The 23,180-nt window shown below is 45.5% G+C and carries 18 protein-coding genes; all 18 read right to left on the bottom strand.

Annotation, left to right across the window (positions count from 1 at the left end; genetic code table 11):
- Positions 1-8: 8 nt before the first annotated feature.
- Positions 9-1,163, bottom strand: a complete 1,155-nt coding sequence (gene carA / locus AB4486_RS16485) for a glutamine-hydrolyzing carbamoyl-phosphate synthase small subunit (protein ID WP_010434758.1) — start codon at positions 1,161-1,163, stop codon at positions 9-11.
- Positions 1,164-1,666: 503 nt separating this feature from the next.
- A complete protein-coding gene (gene dapB, locus AB4486_RS16480) occupies positions 1,667-2,491 on the bottom strand; it encodes a 4-hydroxy-tetrahydrodipicolinate reductase (RefSeq protein ID WP_020628676.1) in 825 nt (274 codons plus the stop codon).
- Positions 2,492-2,583: 92 nt separating this feature from the next.
- Positions 2,584-2,982: an 8-oxo-dGTP diphosphatase MutT gene (gene mutT / locus AB4486_RS16475; protein WP_017062897.1), complete on the bottom strand. Its 399-nt coding sequence runs from the start codon at positions 2,980-2,982 to the stop codon at positions 2,584-2,586.
- A gap of 331 nt (positions 2,983-3,313) precedes the next feature.
- Complete coding sequence (gene secA / locus AB4486_RS16470; protein ID WP_372117790.1) at positions 3,314-6,040, bottom strand: preprotein translocase subunit SecA; 2,727 nt, start codon at positions 6,038-6,040, stop codon at positions 3,314-3,316.
- Positions 6,041-6,430: 390 nt separating this feature from the next.
- The gene (gene lpxC, locus AB4486_RS16465) at positions 6,431-7,348 is read right to left on the bottom strand and encodes a UDP-3-O-acyl-N-acetylglucosamine deacetylase (RefSeq protein ID WP_010434751.1); all 918 of its coding nucleotides are present in this window, start codon (positions 7,346-7,348) and stop codon (positions 6,431-6,433) included.
- Positions 7,349-7,444: 96 nt separating this feature from the next.
- Positions 7,445-8,674: a cell division protein FtsZ gene (gene ftsZ / locus AB4486_RS16460; RefSeq protein WP_017059291.1), complete on the bottom strand. Its 1,230-nt coding sequence runs from the start codon at positions 8,672-8,674 to the stop codon at positions 7,445-7,447.
- A gap of 31 nt (positions 8,675-8,705) precedes the next feature.
- The gene (gene ftsA, locus AB4486_RS16455; RefSeq protein ID WP_010434747.1) at positions 8,706-9,974 is read right to left on the bottom strand and encodes a cell division protein FtsA; all 1,269 of its coding nucleotides are present in this window, start codon (positions 9,972-9,974) and stop codon (positions 8,706-8,708) included.
- Entirely contained in the window at positions 9,967-10,659 is a 693-nt protein-coding gene (locus AB4486_RS16450) for a cell division protein FtsQ/DivIB (RefSeq protein ID WP_372050049.1), read from the bottom strand. The genes ftsA and AB4486_RS16450 overlap by 8 nt, the downstream gene beginning before the upstream one ends.
- 278 nt (positions 10,660-10,937) lie before the next feature.
- Positions 10,938-12,398, bottom strand: coding sequence for a UDP-N-acetylmuramate--L-alanine ligase (gene murC / locus AB4486_RS16445; protein ID WP_372117787.1), 1,461 nt, complete (start codon positions 12,396-12,398; stop codon positions 10,938-10,940).
- Between the two features lie 13 nt (positions 12,399-12,411).
- A complete protein-coding gene (murG, locus tag AB4486_RS16440) occupies positions 12,412-13,473 on the bottom strand; it encodes an undecaprenyldiphospho-muramoylpentapeptide beta-N-acetylglucosaminyltransferase (RefSeq protein ID WP_102428619.1) in 1,062 nt (353 codons plus the stop codon).
- 12 nt (positions 13,474-13,485) lie between these two features.
- Positions 13,486-14,682, bottom strand: coding sequence for a cell division protein FtsW (gene ftsW, locus AB4486_RS16435; protein ID WP_065584711.1), 1,197 nt, complete (start codon positions 14,680-14,682; stop codon positions 13,486-13,488).
- Positions 14,683-14,704: 22 nt separating this feature from the next.
- On the bottom strand, positions 14,705-16,021 hold the full coding sequence (murD, locus tag AB4486_RS16430; protein WP_065584710.1) for a UDP-N-acetylmuramoyl-L-alanine--D-glutamate ligase: 1,317 nt from the start codon (positions 16,019-16,021) through the stop codon (positions 14,705-14,707).
- Between the two features lie 57 nt (positions 16,022-16,078).
- Positions 16,079-17,161 carry a phospho-N-acetylmuramoyl-pentapeptide-transferase gene (gene mraY / locus AB4486_RS16425; protein WP_017059284.1) on the bottom strand — a complete coding sequence of 361 codons (1,083 nt, stop codon included), beginning with the start codon at positions 17,159-17,161 and terminating at the stop codon, positions 16,079-16,081.
- Positions 17,158-18,531: a UDP-N-acetylmuramoyl-tripeptide--D-alanyl-D-alanine ligase gene (gene murF / locus AB4486_RS16420; protein WP_372117784.1), complete on the bottom strand. Its 1,374-nt coding sequence runs from the start codon at positions 18,529-18,531 to the stop codon at positions 17,158-17,160. Before murF ends, mraY begins: the two co-directional genes overlap by 4 nt.
- A complete protein-coding gene (murE, locus tag AB4486_RS16415; protein WP_102332770.1) occupies positions 18,531-20,015 on the bottom strand; it encodes a UDP-N-acetylmuramoyl-L-alanyl-D-glutamate--2,6-diaminopimelate ligase in 1,485 nt (494 codons plus the stop codon). Before murE ends, murF begins: the two co-directional genes overlap by 1 nt.
- Positions 20,016-20,033: 18 nt before the next feature.
- Positions 20,034-21,791, bottom strand: coding sequence for a penicillin-binding transpeptidase domain-containing protein (locus AB4486_RS16410; protein ID WP_229647465.1), 1,758 nt, complete (start codon positions 21,789-21,791; stop codon positions 20,034-20,036).
- Entirely contained in the window at positions 21,788-22,105 is a 318-nt protein-coding gene (gene ftsL / locus AB4486_RS16405) for a cell division protein FtsL (protein ID WP_010434716.1), read from the bottom strand. Before ftsL ends, AB4486_RS16410 begins: the two co-directional genes overlap by 4 nt.
- A gap of 3 nt (positions 22,106-22,108) precedes the next feature.
- Positions 22,109-23,059 (bottom strand): 16S rRNA (cytosine(1402)-N(4))-methyltransferase RsmH, encoded by a 951-nt coding sequence (gene rsmH, locus AB4486_RS16400; RefSeq protein ID WP_010434714.1) that lies wholly within the window; start codon positions 23,057-23,059, stop codon positions 22,109-22,111.
- Between the last annotated feature and the right edge of the window lie 121 nt (positions 23,060-23,180).

Below are 23,180 nucleotides of genomic sequence, written 5' to 3'. Positions count from 1 at the left end.
ACTCCGAATTACGCTGTGTGCTGTTTGATTAGTTCAATAAAGTGGTCGAATAACGGCGCTGCGTCTTCTGGACCTGGGCTCGCTTCAGGGTGACCTTGGAAGCTGAATGCTGGTTTGTCTGTACGGTGAATACCTTGTAGAGAACCATCAAATAGTGATTTGTGCGTTGCACGTAGTGTCTCTGGAAGGGTTTCTTCGTCAGCAGCAAAGCCGTGGTTTTGCGAAGTAATCATCACAACATCACGATCTAAATCTTTAACCGGGTGGTTTGCGCCGTGGTGACCAAACTTCATCTTCACTGTCTTAGCGCCTGACGCAAGAGCAAGAATCTGGTGACCTAGACAGATACCGAAGATTGGTAAGCCTTTTTCTAGGAACACTTTTGTCGCTTCAATTGCGTAAGTACATGGTTCTGGGTCACCAGGGCCATTTGAAAGGAAAACACCGTCTGGGTTCAGAGCAAGTACTTCTTCAGCTGAAGTCTCAGCAGGAACAACCGTTAGGCGGCAGCCGCGGTCAACAAGCATTCGTAGGATGTTTCGTTTTGCACCGAAGTCATAAGCAACAACGTGGTATGGCAATTCTGAGTCTGCTTTCGCTTCAGGAAGTCCACCCGTAAGCGTCCACGAACCTTGTTTCCATTGATACGCTTCTTTTGTTGTAACTTCTTTCGCAAGGTCCATACCTTTCAGGCCAGGGAATTCTTTTGCTTTAGCAAGAGCTAGAGCTTCGTCTAGGTTTCCATCGTTTACTGAAGAGCCAGCTACGATACAACCGTTCTGTGCGCCTTTTTCACGAAGAATACGCGTCAGCTTACGAGTATCGATATCAGCGATACCAACAACGTTTTGCGACTTAAGGTAATCAGAAAGGGATTGTTCATTACGGAAGTTAGAAGCGATTAGAGGGAGATCGCGAATCACAAGGCCTTGAGCGTGGATTGAAGAAGATTCTTCGTCTTCGGAATTGGTTCCGGTATTGCCAATGTGAGGGTAAGTAAGGGTAACGATTTGTTGAGAATAGGAAGGATCAGTGAGGATTTCTTGGTACCCCGTCATCGAGGTATTAAAAACGACTTCACCAACTGCAGAACCTACAGCGCCAATGGCTTCACCGTGAAATACTGTCCCATCTTCTAGGACGAGTAGTGCTGACTTCTTCAAGACAACCTCCAGAAATAAAAATGCATTAAAATTGATTTAATTTGCAAATCTACCTTCCTGCAACACCAAAAACTGCGTGTTTATGGAAATTAGACAAATTGGCGGTATTTTAGTGATCTGCGTGATACGTGTCAACATTTAACTCAAAAGAAATTAAACATTTGTAAGGACTAATTCAATTTACCCCCTCAAAGCTCCAAAAGTTCAACTTTCATACGCATTTAGCTCGAATATTACGATTTTCTAATTTTCACCCCTCATTTTAGCCAACCATAGAGTGATAAAAATATCAGCAACAAAACGCAATCGATAAATACCAAGAGAAAACATGACAATTTAAAGATCTAAAACAAAAAACATACTAAAGACCACATAAACAGCATAGAAATGGAGTCAAAAAGGCGATAAGAAGAAAGTAGAAGGAAGATCGGAGAAGTGAGATTACTAAGGAAAAGGCACCAAATAAAGAAAGCGCCGGCAATTGCCAGCGCATAAATATCTATTTATAGGTCATTCAAACCAAGCACATCCGTCATGGTATAAAAGCCTGCTGGTTTATCATTTAACCAAACCGCGGCCTTGATTGCGCCATTAGCAAAGGTCATTCGATCAGTGGCTTTATGGGTAATTTCCACTCGTTCACCGATATCAGCAAACATAGCGGTGTGTTCACCAATAATGTCACCGGCACGAATCGTCGCGAAACCAATCTCATCTTTAGTGCGCTCGCCAGTAATACCCTCGCGTGACCATACAGCTACATCGTTCAGCTCGTTGCCCATAGCACCCGCAATAGCTTCGCCCATACCAATCGCAGTACCTGACGGTGCATCGACTTTATGACGGTGATGAGCCTCAACGATCTCGACATCACAGTAATCGCCCATCACTTTAGCGGCCTTCTCTAGCAGCTTAAAGACCAGGTTCACACCAACGCTGTAGTTAGGTGCCATTACGATAGCCATCTCTTTTGAAGCAGCATCAATCACCTGCTTCTCTTCTTCAGAGAAGCCCGTTGTACCGATGATCAGTTTTTTACCGTGACGTTTACAAAGTTCAATATTCGCTAATGTGCTAACAGGGGCAGTAAAATCGACAATCACATCAAACTCTTCGATGGCTTTAGACAAATCATCGACTAAAGCAACATCAAAACGACCTTCACCGCATAACTCGCCGACATCTACGCCGACCAAAGATGACTCTGGACGCTCTGAACCAGCTCCAACACTTGCTTCTGAATTATGATGAGCGGCTTTCACCAAGTTGCGGCCCATGCGGCCCGCTGCTCCTGCAATTGCAATTCTTACCACTGCGAATATCTCCATTGTTTTGGTTACCGTTGCCACTTATCTCTTGCAGCAACGTTCAATCGATTAATCTCTTTAAACTAACAACAATCTCAAACTCAGGCTAGCAATTACGAAAACTCTTTTATTACTCGCTCTAAAATTGGCACATTTGCCTCTGGGAAGGCGTATTGATTCAATGATTCTAGGCTTACCCATTCACCTTGCTGACCTTCTTTACCATAAGGCTGCTCTTCAAAATCAGTCACGAGAATGAAATCGAACTTAAGTGACTTATCCGTGTAATCAAATTCAAGATGCTCAAACAGAGACTGCTCGGTCACCTTGATACCGACCTCTTCATCAAGCTCGCGAGTCATCGCTTGCTCAATAGTTTCGCCCTCTTCAACCTTGCCACCTGGAAATTCCCAGAAGCCACCTTTGTGCTTGTCATCTGGACGCTTAGTGATAAAGACCTGTGACTTATCTTGATTGAAGATAATACCCGCTACGATATGGATTCTTTTCATTGATGGTGTTCCTTAATAAAACGCTGAACTCACATAGTCCCTAAATACGTCATCCTCAAGAAAGAGGAACGACTGAGTTGGGGATCTAAAACTACGCGAGCCTAACTAAACAAGATTCCCTACTACGCTCGCTCCTCGCTATAGGGAATGACAACTTCCTTGCGTAACAAAGTAAGCCATGAAATTTACATACAAAAAGAGCCGCCTAAGCGACTCTTTATATTCTATTTGTCAGTTTTTGTATGAGAGCAAGGCGGTGGCACGGAGCTTACGACTGTAAGTGAGTACCACCAACGCAGCTATCATGCGCTACAGCAACGATTCATTAAACTTACGCGATTTTACCGTGACACTGCTTGTACTTCTTACCGCTACCACATGGGCATGGCTCGTTACGGCCAACTTTACGCTCGTCACGCACTACCGTTTGTGGAGATGCCGCTTCAGCTTCATCGTCAGCTAACTGGTTTTCAGCTGTTGCATGTTGCGCTTGTGCACGACGCGCCGCTTCTTCAGCTTGAGCTTGACGTTGAGCTTCCATCTTTTCAACTTCTTCTTGTTGCTGAACGCGCACTTTAGAAAGGATGGTAACAACGTCTGTTTTCAGTACATCTAGTAGGCCTTCAAACAGTTCAAACGACTCGCGCTTGTACTCTTGTTTCGGGTTCTTCTGAGCATAACCACGTAAGTGGATACCTTGACGAAGGTGATCCATCGCAGCCAAGTGCTCTTTCCAAAGACCGTCTAGCGTTTGTAGCATCACAGATTTCTCGAAGTTACGCAGTACTTGAGCACCAACCACTTCTTCTTTCTGTTTGTACGAATCAACCGCCATACCAAGAATACGCTCACGCAATGCTTCTTCATAAAGCTTGTCGTCTTCGTCTAACCAACCTTGAATATCAAAGTCTAGATCGAAGTCATTCTTCAGACGATCTTGCAGACCCGCGATATCCCACATATCTTCAAGAGACTGAGGTGCGATGTATTCATCAATCACTGATGCCAATACATCTTCACGGTTGTGTTCGATCATTTCGCTGATGTCGTCAGAACTCATCAGTTCGTCACGAAGCTCATAAACCACTTTACGTTGGTCATTGGCTACATCATCGTACTCAAGAAGCTGCTTACGAATATCGAAGTTACGACCTTCAACTTTACGTTGTGCTTTTTCAATTGAGCGAGAAAGCATCTTAGATTCGATCGCTTCGCCTTCGTCCATACCACTTTGGATAAGACCAGCCATACGATCCGATGTGAAGATACGTAGCAGAGAATCTTCCATTGATAGGTAGAAACGAGAAGAACCCGCATCACCTTGACGACCAGAACGACCACGTAGCTGGTTATCGATACGGCGAGATTCATGACGCTCAGTACCAATGATGTGCAGACCACCTGACTCAAGCACTTTATCGTGGATTACTCTCCAGTCAGCTTTGATCTTCTCGATCTGCTCTTTGGTTGGATTCTCTAGCTTCTCAACTTGTGCCTGCCAGCTACCACCTAACACGATATCGGTACCACGACCAGCCATGTTAGTTGCGATAGTTACCGCACTCGGCATACCAGCTTGTGCAACGATCTCTGCTTCCATTTCGTGGAATTTAGCATTTAGAACGCTGTGCTTAATTTTTGCTTTTTTCAGTGCGTTAGACAGTAGTTCAGACTTCTCGATAGAAACCGTACCAACCAATGATGGCTGACCAGCAGCTACGCGGTCTTTGATGTCTTCAATGATCGCATTGAACTTGTCTTCTTCGGTACGATAAACCACATCTGGCATATCGTTACGAACCATAGGCTTGTTGGTTGGGATAACCACTGTTTCTAGGCCGTAGATAGACTGAAATTCGAAAGCTTCTGTATCGGCTGTACCTGTCATACCTGACAGTTTTTCGTATAGACGGAAGAAGTTCTGGAATGTAATCGATGCTAGCGTCTGGTTTTCATTCTGAATCTTCACACCTTCTTTAGCTTCAACAGCTTGGTGTAAACCTTCAGACCAACGACGACCTGGCATAGTACGACCAGTATGTTCATCAACGATAACCACTTCGCATTCTTCAGTAACGATGTAGTCGACGTCTTTCTCAAACAGTACGTGTGCACGCAGCGCTGCATTAACATGGTGCAATAGGCTGATATTAGTTGGAGAGTAAAGCGTGTCACCCTCTTCCATCAGGCCGTTTTTGACCATTAGCTCTTCTACAAATTCTTGACCGTTTTCAGTCAGGTGAACCTGTTTCGATTTCTCGTCCATGGTGTAGTGACCTTCACCACGGTACTCTTCAGAATCTTCTTTATCTTGGCGCTCAAGGTTAGGGATCAACGTGTTAATACGCGTGTAAAGATCTGAACTATCTTCAGCTGGGCCAGAGATAATAAGTGGAGTACGAGCTTCATCGATTAAGATTGAGTCAACCTCATCGACAACAGCAAAGAAGCGCTCACGTTGAACACGATCTTCAGCACGGAAAGCCATGTTGTCACGTAGGTAATCGAAGCCAAACTCGTTGTTTGTTCCGTATAGGATATCCGCTTGGTACGCTTCTTTCTTCTCTGGTGGAGCCATGTTTGGCACGTTTACGCCAACAGTCATACCAAGGAATTCAAATAATGGGCGGTTTGTTTCCGCATCACGCTTCGCTAGGTAGTCGTTCACCGTTACTACGTGAACACCTTTGCTAGGTAGGGCGTTAAGATAAGCTGGTAGGGTTGCTGTAAGAGTCTTACCTTCACCAGTACGCATTTCTGCAATTTGGCCAGCATTTAGAACCATGCCACCAATCATTTGCACGTCAAAGTGACGCATGCCGTAAACACGCTTAGACGCTTCACGTACCGTAGCAAATGCTTCAGGTAGAAGTTGGTCTAGCGATTCACCTTTATCTAAGCGCTCACGAAACTCAACCGTTTTTGCTTTTAGCTCTTCGTCTGAAAGAGCTTCAAACGTTGGTTCGTAGTTATTAATTTCTTTTACAATTTTTCTAAGGCGGCGCAGTGTTCTGTCATTGCGACTGCCAATTACCTTTGTCAGCAGCTTAGTAATCATGTGCTTGGAATCTCTTCGTTCTCAGATCGTCCGCGATCTATTTTAAATGCCGTCAGTGTCTCTACTAGCTATGAACTAGTCTTCAGTTACTAACCAAGGATACTGAGATAAATCTAGTATCTTTGATATTGTACTTGAGAGTAGAGTTTTCAAGGCTTGAGTTAAAATTAATGCCCTTTAGTGTAAGTAATTTTCACACCAACAACCATTTATAACCCCATTTGTTTGATGTGCTTGGAACTTTTCTTTCTAATTGCTGATGGATTAGCCAGACTGCAGCTCATTGGGAGACAACTTTCGGATGTTGACGACACTGTATCTGGAAAATAGATACAAAAAAACCAGGTCAATGACCTGGTTTTCGAAATCTTATATTGCTGTAAACAACAATTACGCTAGAACCATTCCTGGCTCAGCAAATGCAACAGGAGAGCCTACTTCTTCTTCGAATGTTGCCCATTCCCAAGCTTCTGCGTCAGCAAGTACTGCACGTAGTAGTTGGTTGTTTAGGCCGTGACCTGATTTGTATGCACGGAACTCACCAATAATAGCGTGTCCACACATGTACAAGTCACCAATCGCGTCTAGTACTTTATGAGTTACGAACTCATTGTCAAAACGTAGACCTTCTTCATTAAGAATTCGGTATTCGTCCAGTACGATAGCATTATCAAAGCTACCGCCAAGTACTAGGTTTTGAGATTGTAGATACTCAATGTCGCGCATGAAGCCGAAAGTACGAGCGCGAGAAATTTCTTTCACAAAACCTTGTGAAGAGAAATCAAACAACAAACGTTGCTCATCAGATTCAATAGCTGGGTGGTTAAAGTCGATCTCAAAGTCCATACGGAAGCCGTTAAATGGAACAAATTCTGCCCACTTATCGCCATCTTCAAAACGGATAGGCTTTTTGATACGAATAAAACGCTTCGCTGCATTCAGTGTTTCTACACCCGCTTGCTGTAGCAAGTATACGAATGGGCTTGCGCTACCATCCATAATTGGGATCTCAGGTGCATCTACTTCAACAATAATGTTGTCGATGCCCATACCCGCTAAAGCTGCGTTAAGGTGTTCCACTGTAGAGATACGTACGCCTTCGTCATTAACAAGAGCTGTACATAGCATAGTGTCACGAACTGACGCTGGATCAGCTGGGAAATCTACAGGTGGATTTACATCTGTACGACGATAAACAATACCTGTATTTGCAGCTGCCGGGCGAAGAGTAAGTGTGACTTTACGACCAGAGTGGAGACCCACACCAGTTGTTTTCACAATTTCTTTCAGAGTACGTTGTCTGATCATCTGCTTGCCTCGTTATCAGTGCTACAAATCACGGTCAGTATTTACCGACCGCGAATTTTACCATTAATTCGACGATAGTCAAATTTTGGGTATTTGTTAATCAGCCTGACGTCGTAAGAATGCTGGAATATCTAAGTATCCACTCTCTTTCTCAGCCTTAGGTGCTGCACTTTGGCTAGCGCCTGTACCTGAAGAAACAGGTGACGTTGTTGGCTGCGGCTTAACTTGAGGTTTAACCTCAGTTTTTTCTTGCAATGGTTGTGCCACTTTCTCTTCCACTTTTGGTGCAGTTTGAGCTGCAACTTGTGGTTGAGGAGTTGGTGCAACCTTAGCTTTACCACCAGCAACTAATGTAATGTCTGGTTTTTTCTCTGTGCCGATACCTGTTGCTACAACAGTTACACGGATTTCATCCGTCATATCAGGGTCTAGAGAAGTACCAATCACAACTGTTGCGTTATCAGATGCGAATGCCTTAACTGTATTACCTACTGTTTCGAATTCATCTAGACGCATATCTAGGCCTGCTGTGATGTTCACAAGAACGCCACGTGCGCCAGCTAGGTCGATGTCTTCTAGTAGTGGGCTAGAAATTGCCGTTTCAGCAGCTTCTTCAGCACGGTCTTCACCTTTTGCGATACCGCTACCCATCATTGCATGACCCATCTCAGACATTACGGTGCGAACATCCGCGAAATCGACGTTAATCATACCAGGGCGAGTAATTAGCTCAGCGATACCTTGTACAGCGTTTTTAAGTACATCATTGGCACTTGCGAAAGCTTCTAGCAGAGTTACGCCGCGGCCAAGTACTTTAAGTAGCTTCTCATTTGGAATCGTAATTAAAGAATCCACATGTTTAGAAAGCTCTTCAATACCTTGCTCAGCAAACGCTAAACGTTTTTTGCCTTCAAAGCTAAATGGCTTAGTTACAACAGCAACCGTTAGCACACCCAACTCTTTCGCAACTTCAGCAATAACTGGAGCAGCACCTGTACCAGTACCACCGCCCATACCAGCTGCGATAAATACCATATCGGCGCCAGTTAGAACTTCTTTAATTCTTTCTCGATCTTCGAGAGCTGCATCACGGCCTACTTGTGGGTTTGCACCAGCGCCCAAACCTTTAGTGATATCACCACCAATTTGGATCACGCTGCTCACGCTTGTTTTACGAAGTGCTTGTGCATCAGTGTTAACACTGATGAATTCTACGCCTTCGATTGATTCACGTACCATGTGCTCAACAGCGTTACCGCCACCGCCACCAACTCCAACGACTTTAATTACTGCATCGTCAGACATTTCCATCATCGGTTCAAACATGTGTTATCTCCGTTTTTTCCTGCAACTCAGGTTAAAACTCTTTTTGTATCCAATTACGCAATTTGCCAAATAAACCAGACATAGAAGGTGCTGAACGCTTAGGTTCGCTGTAATCACCTTCATCACTGATCTGACAATCTCTTGCGTAATGAAGTAAACCAACCGCCGTAGAATGATACGGCTCTTTAACATAGTCAGTTAAGCCACTAACTTCTAACGGCTTACCAACTCGAACTTGATTGCGGAAAACACGTTCCGCACACTCTACCAATCCGTCAATTTGTGCCGCTCCACCAGTGAGAACGACGCCAGCTGCAAGGTGGTGTTTAATACCTTCATCTCGTAGCTGTAATTGAACCGTATCAATAGTTTGGTTAACGAGACCCATAAGTTCAGTGTAACGTGGTTCAATCACTTCCGACAAAGTTTGTCGTTGCAAACTTCTCGATGGGCGACCACCAACACTTGGGACGTTAACAGAATCATCCTTGCTTACGAGTTCACTCAGAGCGCAACCATGGTTTACTTTTATCTCTTCAGCATCGCTCACTGGCGTGCCGAAAGCGAAGGCAATATCACTGGTTACTGCATTTCCTGCGTAGGAAAAGACTTCTGTGTGTCGAAGTGCGCCGCCAGTCCAAATGGAAATATCCATTGTACCCGCACCGATATCGACAACACATACTCCAAGCTCTCTCTCGTCTTCAGTAATTACCGCATTGCTTGAGGCAAGTCCTGAAAACACGATTTGTTCTACTGTGAGACCACATCGTTCAACAGCTTTAATAATGTTTCTCGCCATGTCGCTGTGGCAAGAAATTAGATGAACACTGACTTCCATTCGAACACCAGATAAACCAAGTGGATTCTTGATCCCCTCTTGATAATCGATGGTAAATTCTTGTGGAATCACGTGCAGAATTCTCTGCTCATCACCTATTTTAATTGATTTCGCGGTATGGATCGCTCGATCCATATCGTCTTGAGACACCTCTTCATCAGAAATAGTGCCCATGCCTTTTTCAATTCGGCTCGCGATATGTTTGCCCGATAGCGAGATAAACACATTGCTGATTTGGCATTCCGCCATCAACTCTGCTTGATCAATGGCTCGCTGAACTGACTTCACTACCGACTCTAGGTCGTTTACACCACCTTTATCCATACCTCTGGATGGGCTTTGCCCTGAACCAATGATATTGATTTGACCATCAGGCAATATTTCACCAACTAGAGCTGATATGGTCGCAGTGCCTATATCAAGACCAACGATTATGTTGTCATCTGCGGTCTTAGTCATCTGTGCTCTCTTCTAACTCTTGCTCTGGAAACCAACCTACAGCGGCTCCCGTATCATACCTGAGGTCGATGTAGCTCACTTGATTCGCTTTACTACCAAGTTCGTTGTAAAGCGAAATGAAGCGTTCAACACGCTCATCTAAAGAATCTTTACCTAGTTCTAAACGGATACCGTTATCTAGGATTATTTGCCAAGCGCGACGCTCATTGAGAACGAGCGAGGTAACGGTTAACCCTAGATTGTTAATCAAAGGAGTTATTTGTCGCCACTTTTCTATCACTTTTTGGCTGGTGCCGTCTGGGCCGTAAAGCTTGACTCTATCGCCCTTCAAAAGACCGATATCACCATTAAACACCTGACCATCGTCATTCAGCAGCATGTTACCGTTCCAGATTGCTGCCGCATGGTACTCAGTCAAAAATACTTTTATTGTGTCTGGCCACTGCTTACGAATGGACACCACTGAAACCCAAGGTAACGCTTCTAAACTGTCTTGCAACACACCGATGTCTTGCGACATGAACGTTCCAATATGCTCTAGCTCGCCAAAGGCATGTTGAACATCACCAGCAGTTACGTAAGTTAAGTCGCCTTGAAGTACTATTTTGGAGAGAGGCAATCGCTGATCGTCCCACATCCAAGTCAGTGTGGTATAGAAAAGAAATCCAATGAATAGCAGTACCATGACAAAAAAAGACCCGCCTACAGCGTGTTTCTTTAGCGATGGTAAACTGAATAGGTGGCGGTTTTCGCTAAAAGTACTTTCTACCAAAGCCCGCATTCCCTGTCGTTGGTTCGCAATTCTATTCCCTATCTTCGTAATAGAGGTAAAAGCACTTACTTTAACCTATGAATTATACTGAGCAAAATCAAACTATCAAACGTTGATAATAAGATTTTTGGTCAATTTTAGGTCAATCGCAAGAAGTGAGCGATCAACCACAGTCTGTATACAGTATTCTGCTACGCGTTTTGCATCTTATTAATGTCTAATTGTAGCGATTCAAGTTGCTTCGCTACACGACCAACATCACCAGCACCCTGTGTTAAAACAAGGTCTCCGCCTTGAATAACGTTGGCTAAAACCGACGGCAGCGTGTTGATATCAGCAACAAAGATGGGATCAATCTTACCACGCCCACGAATAGTTCGACTTAACGAGCGTCCGTCAGCCCCTGCAATAGGTTTCTCACCTGCAGAATAAACATCTAACAGAATAAGCACATCAACCTGCTCAAGAACGTTCGCGAAGTCATCATACAGATCGCGAGTGCGGCTATAACGGTGCGGTTGGAAGATCATCACAAGACGTTTATCAGTCCAACCACTTCGTGCAGCTTGAATGGTGACATCAACTTCGGTTGGGTGATGGCCGTAATCATCGACCAGCATTGCAGCACCCTTACCCGTTTCATATTCACCAAGGTGATCGAAACGACGGCCAGTGCCTTCCGTTCCAGCCATCGCTTTTAGAATCGCTTCATCGCTGATGTCATCTTCCGTCGCAACCGCAATCGCCGCTGATGCGTTCAGTGCGTTATGGCGACCGGGAATGTTCAACGTAATATCGAGATTGGCTTTACCTTTACGAACAACCGTAAACTTGCCTTGCTGACCTTGTTGTACATAGTTTTCAATGCGGATATCAGCGTCTTCAGAGAAGCCGTAAGTAATCACTTGGCGGCTCACATGAGGGATAAGTTCACGTACAACAGGATCATCTACACACATCACAGCCTGGCCGTAGAACGGCAGGTTGTGTAGGAAATCGATAAATGTCTGCTTTAGCGTTTCGAAATCGCCGCCGTAGGTATCCATATGATCCGCTTCAATGTTAGTTACGATACTAACCATAGGTTGCAGATGTAAAAATGAAGCATCACTCTCATCGGCTTCAGCGATAAGAATACGGCTTGAACCTAAACGTGCGTTAGTGCCAGCACTTTTAACCAAACCACCGTTTACGAAGGTTGGATCTAGGCCGGCTTCCGAGTAAATCTGTGTCACTAGCGCAGTCGTGGTTGTTTTACCGTGCGTACCTGCCACAGCAATACCGTGACGAAAACGCATCAGCTCAGCCAGCATTTCTGCACGACGAACGATCGGTGTGCGCGCTTCACGAGCTGCAATAATTTCTGGGTTTTCTTCGTTGATAGCGGTTGAAACAACCACCACACTTGCGTCGGCAACGTTACTCGCTTGGTGACCGATATAAACGGTCGCACCCTTGCTAACTAAACGATCAGTCACTGGGTTTTGAGCAATATCAGAACCCGTGATCTGGTAGCCTTCATTTAGCAAGACTTCAGCAATCCCGCTCATTCCGGCACCACCAATACCAATGAAGTGGATAGATTTAACACGGCGCATCTCTGGCACCATTGCACGGATTTGCGCTAAGTCTTGGGTATGTTCAATCGTCATCAATTCAATCTCATTATTTTGCTAAAGCTTTAATCGCTTCAGCGACGGTCACATCAGCATCAAGCTTGGCGGCTTGACGAGCTTTTGTTGCCATCATTTTTAATTCATTTCTATCAAGCTGCGCGATAGTGTTCGCTAGCTTATCAGCCGTTAGTTGAGGCTGTTCAATCATTAACGCTGCGCCACATTCAACTAAATGGTCGGCATTCAACGCTTGTTGTCTGTCTTTGTGCATAAACGGAACGAAGATAGAACCGACACCTGCCGCAGACACTTCTGATACGGTTAATGCACCTGAGCGACACACTAATAGATCTGCCCACTCATAAGCTTGCGCCACATCATCAATAAATTCAGTCACTTGAACATTACCAACAGAATGTGATTTGTATTGCTCAATAACTTGTTGTTGATTGTTCTTACCCGCTTGGTGCATCACAGTGAAGCCTTCACCAAGCTGCGCCATCGTTACTGGCAAGGTATCGTTTAGGATTTTTGCGCCCTGACTGCCGCCCATAACCAAGATGCGGATGTCACCATCACGCTCAGCCATGCGTTGCTCGGGTTCAGCTAAGGCAACCACATCTTCGCGTACTGGGTTACCCACCACTTCTGCAGTAGGAAACGCACCAGGGAAAGCTTGGAAAACCTTTTTAGCAATCTTAGACAGCCATTGGTTGGTTAAACCTGCCACTGCATTTTGTTCATGGAGAACCACTGGAATGCCAGACAACCATGCCGCGATACCACCCGGGCCACTCACGTAGCCACCCATACCAAGTACCACATCAGGCTGCCATGCTTTGATGTGTTGTCTTGCTTGAAGTATGGCATTAATAATCTGGAACGGCGCTTTAATTAACTTGCTAATGCCTTGACCACGCAGGCCTTTCACTTTGATGAAGTCGATTTCAATGCCATGCTTTGGCACTAAATCCGCTTCCATTCTGTCTGCTGTGCCTAACCAGCGAATTTCCCAACCTTGTTGCTGAAGCTTTTTCGCTACTGCTAACCCTGGGAAAACGTGACCGCCAGTACCACCAGCCATCACTATAAGTTTTTTGTTTTGTTTCATCACGTTAGATTCTTATTCTACTAATTCGTTTTGACTATCAGCTTGTTCTTTTTGTTGCATTCGGCATTCGTGGTCAATGCGCAGCAGCATTGATACCGCCACAGACATAACAATTAAACTCGAACCACCATAACTGATTAGCGGTAGGGTTAGACCTTTGGTCGGAACGATGCCAGATGCAGCACCTACGTTAACAAGCGTCTGAAACGCAAACCAAATACCAATACCAAAAGCCAGATAGCCGCTGAACACTTGATCGTGTTCAAAGGCTTTTTTACCTATCAGAATGGCTTTTAACACCAAGCTGAAGATCAACATTAATACTAAGGTAACACCGACAAAGCCAAGCTCTTCAGCCAACACAGCAAATACAAAATCGGTATGCGCTTCTGGTAAGTATTCGAGTTTTTGAATCGAGTTACCAAGCCCTTGCCCCATCCAATCACCACGGCCAAACGCCATCAATGACTGAGTTAACTGGTAACCACTGCCGAACGGGTCGTTCCAAGGTTCCCAGAATGAGGTAACACGTCGAACACGATAAGGTTCTATAACAATCAAACCGACGACCGCGGCAATACCTGCCACCATCAAGGCGATAAACTGTGAAAGCTTGGCACCAGCAATGAATAGCATGCCGAACAGGGTCACTAGCATTACGACCACAGTACCTAAATCGGGCTGGCCTAGCAGCAGCACGGCAAAAGCGCCGAATACCATGATCGGTTTACCAAAACCACCGAAGAAGGTTTTTCTCACTTCATCTTGCTTCCGAACCAAGTAGCCCGCCATAAAGATAAACAGCGATAACTTGGCGACTTCAGCGGGTTGTAAGTTAAATAGCCCTAATGGGATCCAACGCGATGCGCCGTTAACCGACTTACCGACGGCTAATACCACAATCAGCAAGAAGAAGGACAAGCCCAGTAGATACATACTGTATTGAAACCAGCGTTGCATCGGGATTTGCAATATGACGCTAGAGACACCTAACGCCAATACAAGGAAGATGGCATGACGGAACATAAAGTGAAACGGCTGATCGGTTAAACGAGCACTGATGGGGAACGAAGCAGACGTCACCATCACCAAACCTGTCAGCATTAGCCCAAGAGCAATCCACACCAATTGACGATCGTAAAGCGCCTCGGGAGTAGCACGGTTTAGCCACTGCCAGATGGATTGATTAATCTCTTTGACTCTTTGCACTGAATGTTAGTCCTTCAACACGTTAAGCATACTCATGAGCAAGCTCAGTGAACGCATCACCTCTTGCCATGAAATTATTAAATTGATCGAAGCTTGCGCACGCCGGAGACAGCATCACCATATCTCCAGCCACCAGCTGTGGCGAGATAGATTCGATTATCTGCTGCATGGTATCGAACTTTTGTGCCGATGGGTGCAGAGGCATGAATTGATCTGCATCTTCACCGAAACAACACAGCTGAACACGCTCAAGTTGCGCCAATACTGGTTCAAGCTCACTAAAGTCAGCACCTTTACCAACGCCGCCAACCAAAAGATATAACGTACCTTGATACTCCAACCCAGACAGGGCTGCCAATGTGCTGGCTACATTCGTTGCTTTGGAGTCATTAACCCATTTGATTTCGCGCTTGTCAGCCACGACTTGGCAACGATGCGTCAAACCGTTATAGGCCTTCAAAGCATCAAGACTTTTGCTGTAGTCGATACCAACTTGCTTCAATAGTGCAAGTGAGACTAACGCATTCGCCACATTGTGACGTCCAACCAATGTTAAATCTTGGGTAGCAAGGACAGGTTTACCGTGATCGACCAACCACTCAGTACTATCAATCGTTGATACACCAAACTCTTGGTTATCTAGGCCAAAAGTCAACAATGGCATTGTCTGGTCAGGGTAAGTCTCTTTGTCTTCACGATTAACAGTCGCACACTGCGCGTTATTAAAGATTCTTAACTTGGCCTCACGGTAATCAGCCATGCCTTGATAGCGATCCATATGATCTTCAGACAGATTTAAGAATGCCGCAGCGGCAAGTTTTAAATTCGATGTAGTTTCTAACTGAAAACTTGAAAGTTCAAGGACATATAAATCCGCATCAAGTTCTAGAAGGTCTAGGGCAGGAATGCCAATATTGCCGCCAACGCCAACATTAAGCCCAGCAGCCTTAGCAAGCACACCAGTCAGATCAGTCACGGTACTCTTACCGTTTGAACCAGTAATCGCCACAACAGGCTTATCTACAGCCCAACCAAACAGCTCGATGTCGCCAACGACAGGCGTACCCGCTTGAAGCACATCTTGAATTTCAGGTGTCGCTAAAGCAATGCCTGGGTTAGCAACCACCAGATCAGCCTCAGCTAGCCATTGGCTATTCCAGCTTCCAGAATGCAGCTCAACCGACTCAGGCAAAGATTCCTTTCCTGGTGGTAGCTCTCGCGTATCAATTACCTTTACGCAAGTATGGGGCTGATATTTTACGAGATGTTTAACGACAGAGAGCCCGGTAATACCGAGCCCCACAACCACTACATTTTGAATATTTTGCCAACGTTCCATTTAAACAAGATGCTCTTAATAGTTTTAAAGAGCCTCTAATCTGAGGCTCACATAGGATTAACGAACTTTCAGTGTCGCTAGGCCAACCAGTACTAATACCATTGAGATTATCCAAAAACGCACGATAACACGCGGCTCTGGCCAACCTTTAAGTTCATAGTGGTGGTGAATCGGTGCCATGCGGAAAATACGCTGACCACGCAATTTGTAAGAGCCCACCTGCAGAATCACTGACAGAGTCTCCATTACAAACACACCACCCATGATCACTAGTACCAACTCTTGACGAACGAGTACCGCAATCACACCTAACGCACCACCCAGTGCTAGAGAGCCAACATCGCCCATGAATACTTGTGCTGGGTAAGTGTTAAACCATAGGAAGCCAAGGCCTGCACCAACGATAGCAGTACATACCACCACCAGTTCAGAGGTGTATGGGATGTATGGAATGTGTAGGTATGCTGCAAAGTTAACGTTACCTGTCGCCCAAGCGATAACAGCAAAACCCGCAGCAACCATAACCGTTGGCATAATCGCCAAGCCATCTAGGCCATCAGTTAGGTTTACCGCGTTACTGGTACCCACAATAACAAAGTAAGTCAGCACGATGTACAGCAGGCCAAGTTGTGGCATCACATCTTTAAAGAAAGGCACCACTAATTGTGTCGCAGCAGTGTCTTGCCCATGAGCATACAGAGCAAACGCCACAACCAATGCAATAGCCGATTGCCAGAAGTACTTCCAACGCGCAATCAAGCCATCAGTGTTCTTACGAACGACTTTACGATAATCATCAACAAAACCAACTGCACCGTAACCGCCTAGCACGACAAGTACGGCCCAAACGTAAGGGTTTGATAAGTCAGCCCAAAGTAAGACCGTAATGATGATCGCAGCAAGGATCATCACACCACCCATGGTTGGTGTACCACGCTTACTGAAGTGAGATTCTGGGCCGTCATTACGAACAACTTGGCCAATTTGCAGCATTTGCAGACGCTCAATTAAACGAGGTCCCATCCACAGCGACAGACATAAAGCCGTCAAAATGCTCGCGATTGCACGAAACGATAAGTATTCGAACAAACGGAAAAAAGAAAAGTGTGGCTGTAGTAGCTCTGCAAGCCAAATTATCATGAAAAGTTCTCCTTTAAAGCAGCGGCTATTTTACTCATTCCTGCACTATTGGCGCCTTTTACCAACAAGGTATGTGGCGCGTTTTCTGGCAAGCTCAAGTGCTGCTCTATGTGCGCGATCATCGCTTCATGCGTTGCAAAGTGAGTGCCGTTACACACTTCACTAATCACCTTGGTATCGTCACCGTAAGTGAGTACATGCTCAAAAGCGAATGGGGCAGCATATTCACCGACTTGACGGTGAAGTGCAAGGCTTTCATCGCCTAACTCAGCCATATTGCCTAAAATCAACCAACGTTGACCTTTGAAGCTCGATAGCAATTTAGCTGCCGCCTTCATTGCAGGCACGCTGGCGTTATAACTGTCATCTATCAGCTTGATATTCTGACTTAATTGTTGAACCTCAACTCGTCCTTTGACTGAGATAAGATTCGCTAAACCATTTTTTATTTCATCGAGCGTTGCGCCAAACTGAATGCTCAACGCTGCTGCTGCTAAGGCATTCGCTACGTTATGCTGGCCGATAATGCCAAGTTCAACGGGCACAGAACCTTTTGGTGTCTGCATATCAAAGCACGCTTCACCTTGCTCGTTGATACGAATATTTTTGGCAAAGTAATCCGCTGTATCATCACTTTCTGAAAAGGTCAGAACCGCTTTATCTGCGAGAACTTCACTCCAAAATTCGCCACCGTTACTCTCTAAACTAACAATAGCAGTGTCACCAGCTGCAAGCCCCTGAAAAATTTCACCTTTTGCTTGCTTCACACCATCAATTGAGCCAAATCCTTCTAGGTGCGCCGCTGCCACATTATTTACCAAGGCAACCTGTGGTTTCACAAACTGGGTGGTGTAGGCGATTTCACCGATATGGTTAGCGCCTAATTCGATCACCGCATAGTCATCGCTTGGTTCACTACGTAGCAAAGTCAAAGGCACACCAATATCATTATTGAAGTTACCTGCCGTAAACAGCACCTTGCCACGTTGTTGCAGAATGCTCGCCACCATCTCTTTGACGGTCGTCTTGCCACAACTGCCAGTAATCGCCATGGTTGGCACATCACATTGTTTATGGATCCAAGCACTTAGCTGACCTAAAGCAAGTTTAGTGTCTTCAACAACAACTTGAGTAATATTTAGGTCAAGTTTTCGTTGAACTAATAACGCACTCGCATTGGCCTCAACAGCCTGACCACAAAAATCATGCGCATCAAAACGTTCACCTACGAGAGCAACAAACAGTGCACCTTCTTCAACGGTGCGAGTATCGGTAGAAACCGCATTGATCAAACTATTGCTCGATTTTCCAGCCTCTATCAGCTGACCGTTCACCGCTGAGCAGATCTGCTCGAGTGATACATCAATCATTATGAAATACCTAAAAGTTGTAGTGCTGACTCTCGATCCGAATAGTGGATCGTTTTGTCTTTTAATACTTGGTAATCCTCATGGCCTTTACCAGCCAGAAGAATAATGTCGTTATTACCCGCCTGCTCTAGAGCAAACTTAACCGCCTGAAAGCGATCGTGTTCAACAAAGGCGACTTCAGGCTCACTTAAACCTGCCAGCATGTCTTTAACAATCAATGCCGGGTCTTCACTGCGAGGGTTGTCATCTGAAATAATAATGTTATCGGCGAACTGCTCTGCGGTAACCGCCATCATAGGGCGCTTGCCTGTATCTCGATCACCACCGCAGCCAAAGATTGCCCATAGCTTTCCAGAGCAATGTACACGTAGTGCTGCCAATGCTTTCTCTAATGCGTCAGGTGTATGCGCGTAGTCGACAACCACTTTCGCTTTGTTTGGTACTTGGAACAATTCCATGCGACCAATAACAGGTTGCAATTGAGGTGCTGTGTCGATCAAGGTTTGCTTGTCGATGCCTAGTACAAGTAGGGTCGCGAAAGCAACCAATACATTTGATGCGTTGAACTGGCCAATTAAAGGAACAGACAGTTGTCCCTGCCCCCAGCTACCATCAAAAGCGAGTTTGATACCCGTCTCTGCATAAGCAACATCCGATGCCCATACTGACTGCTGGTAGCCCGATAACGGAAGCAATGACACAGCTACTGCATTGGACAGATCAGCCATCCAAGCTTTACCGACTTCATCATCAACATTAATCACAGCGTGCTTACACTTATGCTGAGTAAACAAGCTCTTCTTAGCCAGAGCGTACTCTTGCATCGTGCCGTGGTAATCCAAGTGGTCACGGCTCAAGTTAGTAAATACACCAGCCTCAAAATCCAATGCCTTAACTCGGCCTTGAACCAAACCATGAGACGAGATTTCCATCGCGGTATAAACAGCGTTTTCTTCAGCCAACTCACTCAGCGTACGTTGTATTTCAATCGCACTACCGGTCGTATTCGCCGCCGTTTTAAGGTTGTCTAGAAAACCGTTACCCGTGGTGCCCATTACCGCAGAGCGTTGGCCGACTAAATCTAGCCACTGAGCAATCAATTGGGTGATAGTGGTTTTGCCATTGGTGCCGGTAACACCAATCAGCTTAGTCGCCTGAGACGAGTAAACACGACCGGCCAACTCAGATAACACCAAGTTAAGGTCTTTAATGTAAACAACCGGAACAGCATCCAACCACTCAATCAGACCATGGGCCTTTTCAGCATCAGCTTGTGCGATAACGGCATTGGCTCCCTGTGAGACCGCTTTGTCAATGAAACGACGGCCATCAACAGCATGCCCAACTACAGCAACAAAAATATCGCCGTCTTTGATGGCACGACTATCCAACTCCAACTGTTCAACGGCAATCGCATCCAGCTCAGGTGAACTAAAGTCACTCCAAGGAGAAAGTAAAGATGACAGCGTGAGGCTATTACTCATATTGAATCCTGATTGGCTCTATTCTTGAAACTTGTTTTCATCAGCAGGGACATTCAGTATTTGCAATGCACCCTTCATGATTTCAGAAAAAACGGGGGCAGCAACTGAACCGCCATAGTAAAGGTCACCTTGAGGCTCATTGACCACAACAACCAGCGCGACTCTTGGGTCACTAACCGGGGCAAAACCTGCAGTAATCGCAATGTATTCGTCGCTGTATCCGCCAGCTTCAGCCTTACGAGAAGTACCCGTTTTTGCTGCAACTCGGTAACCAGGAACGGCCGCTCTTGTTGCTGTGCCGCCTTTTTGAGTCACCCCTTCGAGCATATTCAAAACCAGTTCAGCGTTCTCGCGCTTGATGATCTGCTTAGAAAAGTCTTGGTCGTTACTCTTAATAATATGAATCGGTTCATACATGCCTTTGTTGGCTAGCGTCGCATACGCATGGGCCAACTGCATCGGTGTAACAGACAAACCGTAACCGAATGATAGTGTTGCAATTTCAAACTTAGACCAGCGACGACGATTCGGGAAAATACCGCTCGTTTCACCGATTAAGTTCAGCCCAGACATTTCGCCCAGACCAACAGAACTGTACATCCCTAGCAGAGCTTCTAAAGGCATGTTAAGTGCCAACTTCGCCACACCGATGTTACTCGACTTCTTGAGGATCAGCGCTAAATCAGCCTTACCGACTTTAGACGAGTCTCGCACACGACTGCCACCGATCTGCATGATGCCGTTGCCAGTATCAATAACGATATCTGGATCAGCTGTACCGTTCTCTAGCGCTGCTAAAACCACAAAAGGTTTCACGGTAGAACCGGGCTCCATCGCATCGGTAAGTACGCGGTTACGCATCTTAAAGCTTTGTAAGTCAGCACGATTGTTTGGGTTATAAGAAGGCGCATTAACCATCGCCAACACAGCGCCGGTTTTTACATCCAACAAAATCGCTGAGCCAGAAGTCGCCTTATGATCGGCCACCGCCTGTTTAATCGCTCGGTAGGCGATCGCTTGTAATCGTTGATCGATCGTTAGCTCGAGTGGTTTGCCTTCTTCACGCTCTTCTAAAGCAATGTTTTCAACAACACGTCCGTAGCGGTCTTTACGAATCGTTCGCTTACCGGCCTCGCCTGTGAGCCATTTGTCATAGCTGCGCTCAACGCCTTCTAGGCCGTGTCCATCAATGCCGGTAACACCGATAAGATGAGCACTGATTTCACCTGCAGGGTAGTAACGACGAGATTCAGCTTTAAGCCCCACACCCACGAGTTTAAGATCGCGGATATATTTAGCCATCGCAGGGCTAACTTGTCTCTGAAGATAAATAAATCGGCGGGATTTGTTACTAGAGATCTTATCGATCATCGGTTGTCGCTCTAGGCCAAGTACATCAGCTAACGCATACCAACGATCAATTTGAGCCATACCATTTTTATCGAAAATGGTTTTCGGGTCAGCCCATACCGCTTCAACAGGAACACTGACAGCAAGTGGCTCACCATTGCGATCAGAAATAATGCCACGAGCAGAAGGAATAGCCTTAACACGCACCGAACGAAGGTCGCCCTGACGAATTAAGTTATCTGGTTCAATGATTTGTATATAAGCCACACGACCAACAAGTGCAGCAAAGGCAAGAAACACGAAAGCAATAACGACGTTAAAACGCCATTTTATCAGAACTGGATCCGAATCCTTTTCGCTCTTCACACGCTTTTTCGTTGATTTATTAACGGTTTTCGCGGGTGATTTTTCCTTTTTACCGGTCATTTCAGTGTGATCACAACTTCTTTATCAGAGTCTGGACGTTTCATGTCTAACTCTCGTTTTGCCGATGCTTGAACGCGACTGTGTTCAGCCAAAGCCGTCTCTTCAAGCATTAAATTTCGCCACTCATCATCTAGCTGCTCTCGTTCGACTAATGCCATGTCTTTTTGCGTAATCGCCTGACGTGACATATGTGTCGTAAGAACGACCCCCATCGCACTCGCAAAGATACAGATAAGAATCACCAATGGGACCTTACCCACGGAGATCAAATCAAAAAATATTATCTTGGCTAAGTTAGGCTTGGAGGTCTTCATTGACTAAAGCTTTTCTGCGATTCGTAGTACTGAGCTGCGTGAACGAGTATTTTCATCCACTTCACCTTTAGAAGGCTTGATCGCTTTACCAATTGGTTTTAGATCGGCACTGCCTAAAGCTTTAATTTGATCTTCTGTTAATGGTAAACCATGAGGTACCTGAGGGCCTTGACTCTCTTTACGGATGAAGCGCTTCACCATACGGTCTTCAAGAGAGTGAAAACTGATAACAGAGATACGACCTTGGGGAGCAAGAATACTTGCAGCGCCTTTCAGTGCGGTATCGATCTCTTCAAGTTCACTATTAATGTAGATACGAAATGCTTGGAAAGCACGTGTCGCTGGGTGCTTTTTCTCTTTAAAGTTCTTTGGAGCGACATCAGAGATAAGCTTAGCCAATTGGCCAGTACGTGTTAACGGTTCGTTCTCTTCGTTCTCTTGATAAGCAATGATGCCCTTCGCGATACGACGAGCGTGTTTATCTTCACCGAACTCACGGATAACCCATGTGATGTCATCAAGATCCGCATCAACTAGCCACTGAGAAACCGGAATACCCGTCGTTGGATCCATACGCATGTCTAGCGGGCCGTCTTTCATGAAGCTAAAGCCACGTTCAGCATCATCTAGCTGTGGTGAAGACACACCTAAATCCAGTAAAACACCATCCACTTTACCCACTAAGTCATAACGCTCTGCATATTCAGCCATACCTGAGAATGGGCCGTGAATAATCGTAAAACGGGGGTCATCAATCTTCTGAGCTTCAGCAATTGCTTGTGGATCGCGGTCGATACTAAAGAGTCTTCCATTCTCGCCCAGTTTAGACAGGATTGTACGGCTGTGCCCACCACGGCCAAAAGTACCATCGATGTAGGTACCGTCAGGTTTGATCGCAAGTCCGTCAATAGATTCGTTAAGCAATACTGAAATATGTTTGAATGCTTCTGTCATAGTCTTCTCAGTGAGTGGATTGAGCCATTAGTTCGGCAATAATTTGTTCTATTAACGTTTTAGTGTACTGATTTCACGCTGTATCTCCACCATATTGTGTATAGGCATTTGGAATTTTTGA

Origin of the sequence: Vibrio sp. 10N.222.55.C6, from assembly GCF_041473395.1 — a bacterium.
Lineage (GTDB): Bacteria > Pseudomonadota > Gammaproteobacteria > Enterobacterales > Vibrionaceae > Vibrio > Vibrio crassostreae_C.
The sequence above is the reverse complement of the archived record's forward strand: the minus strand, read 5'-3'. Positions and strand labels throughout refer to the sequence as shown.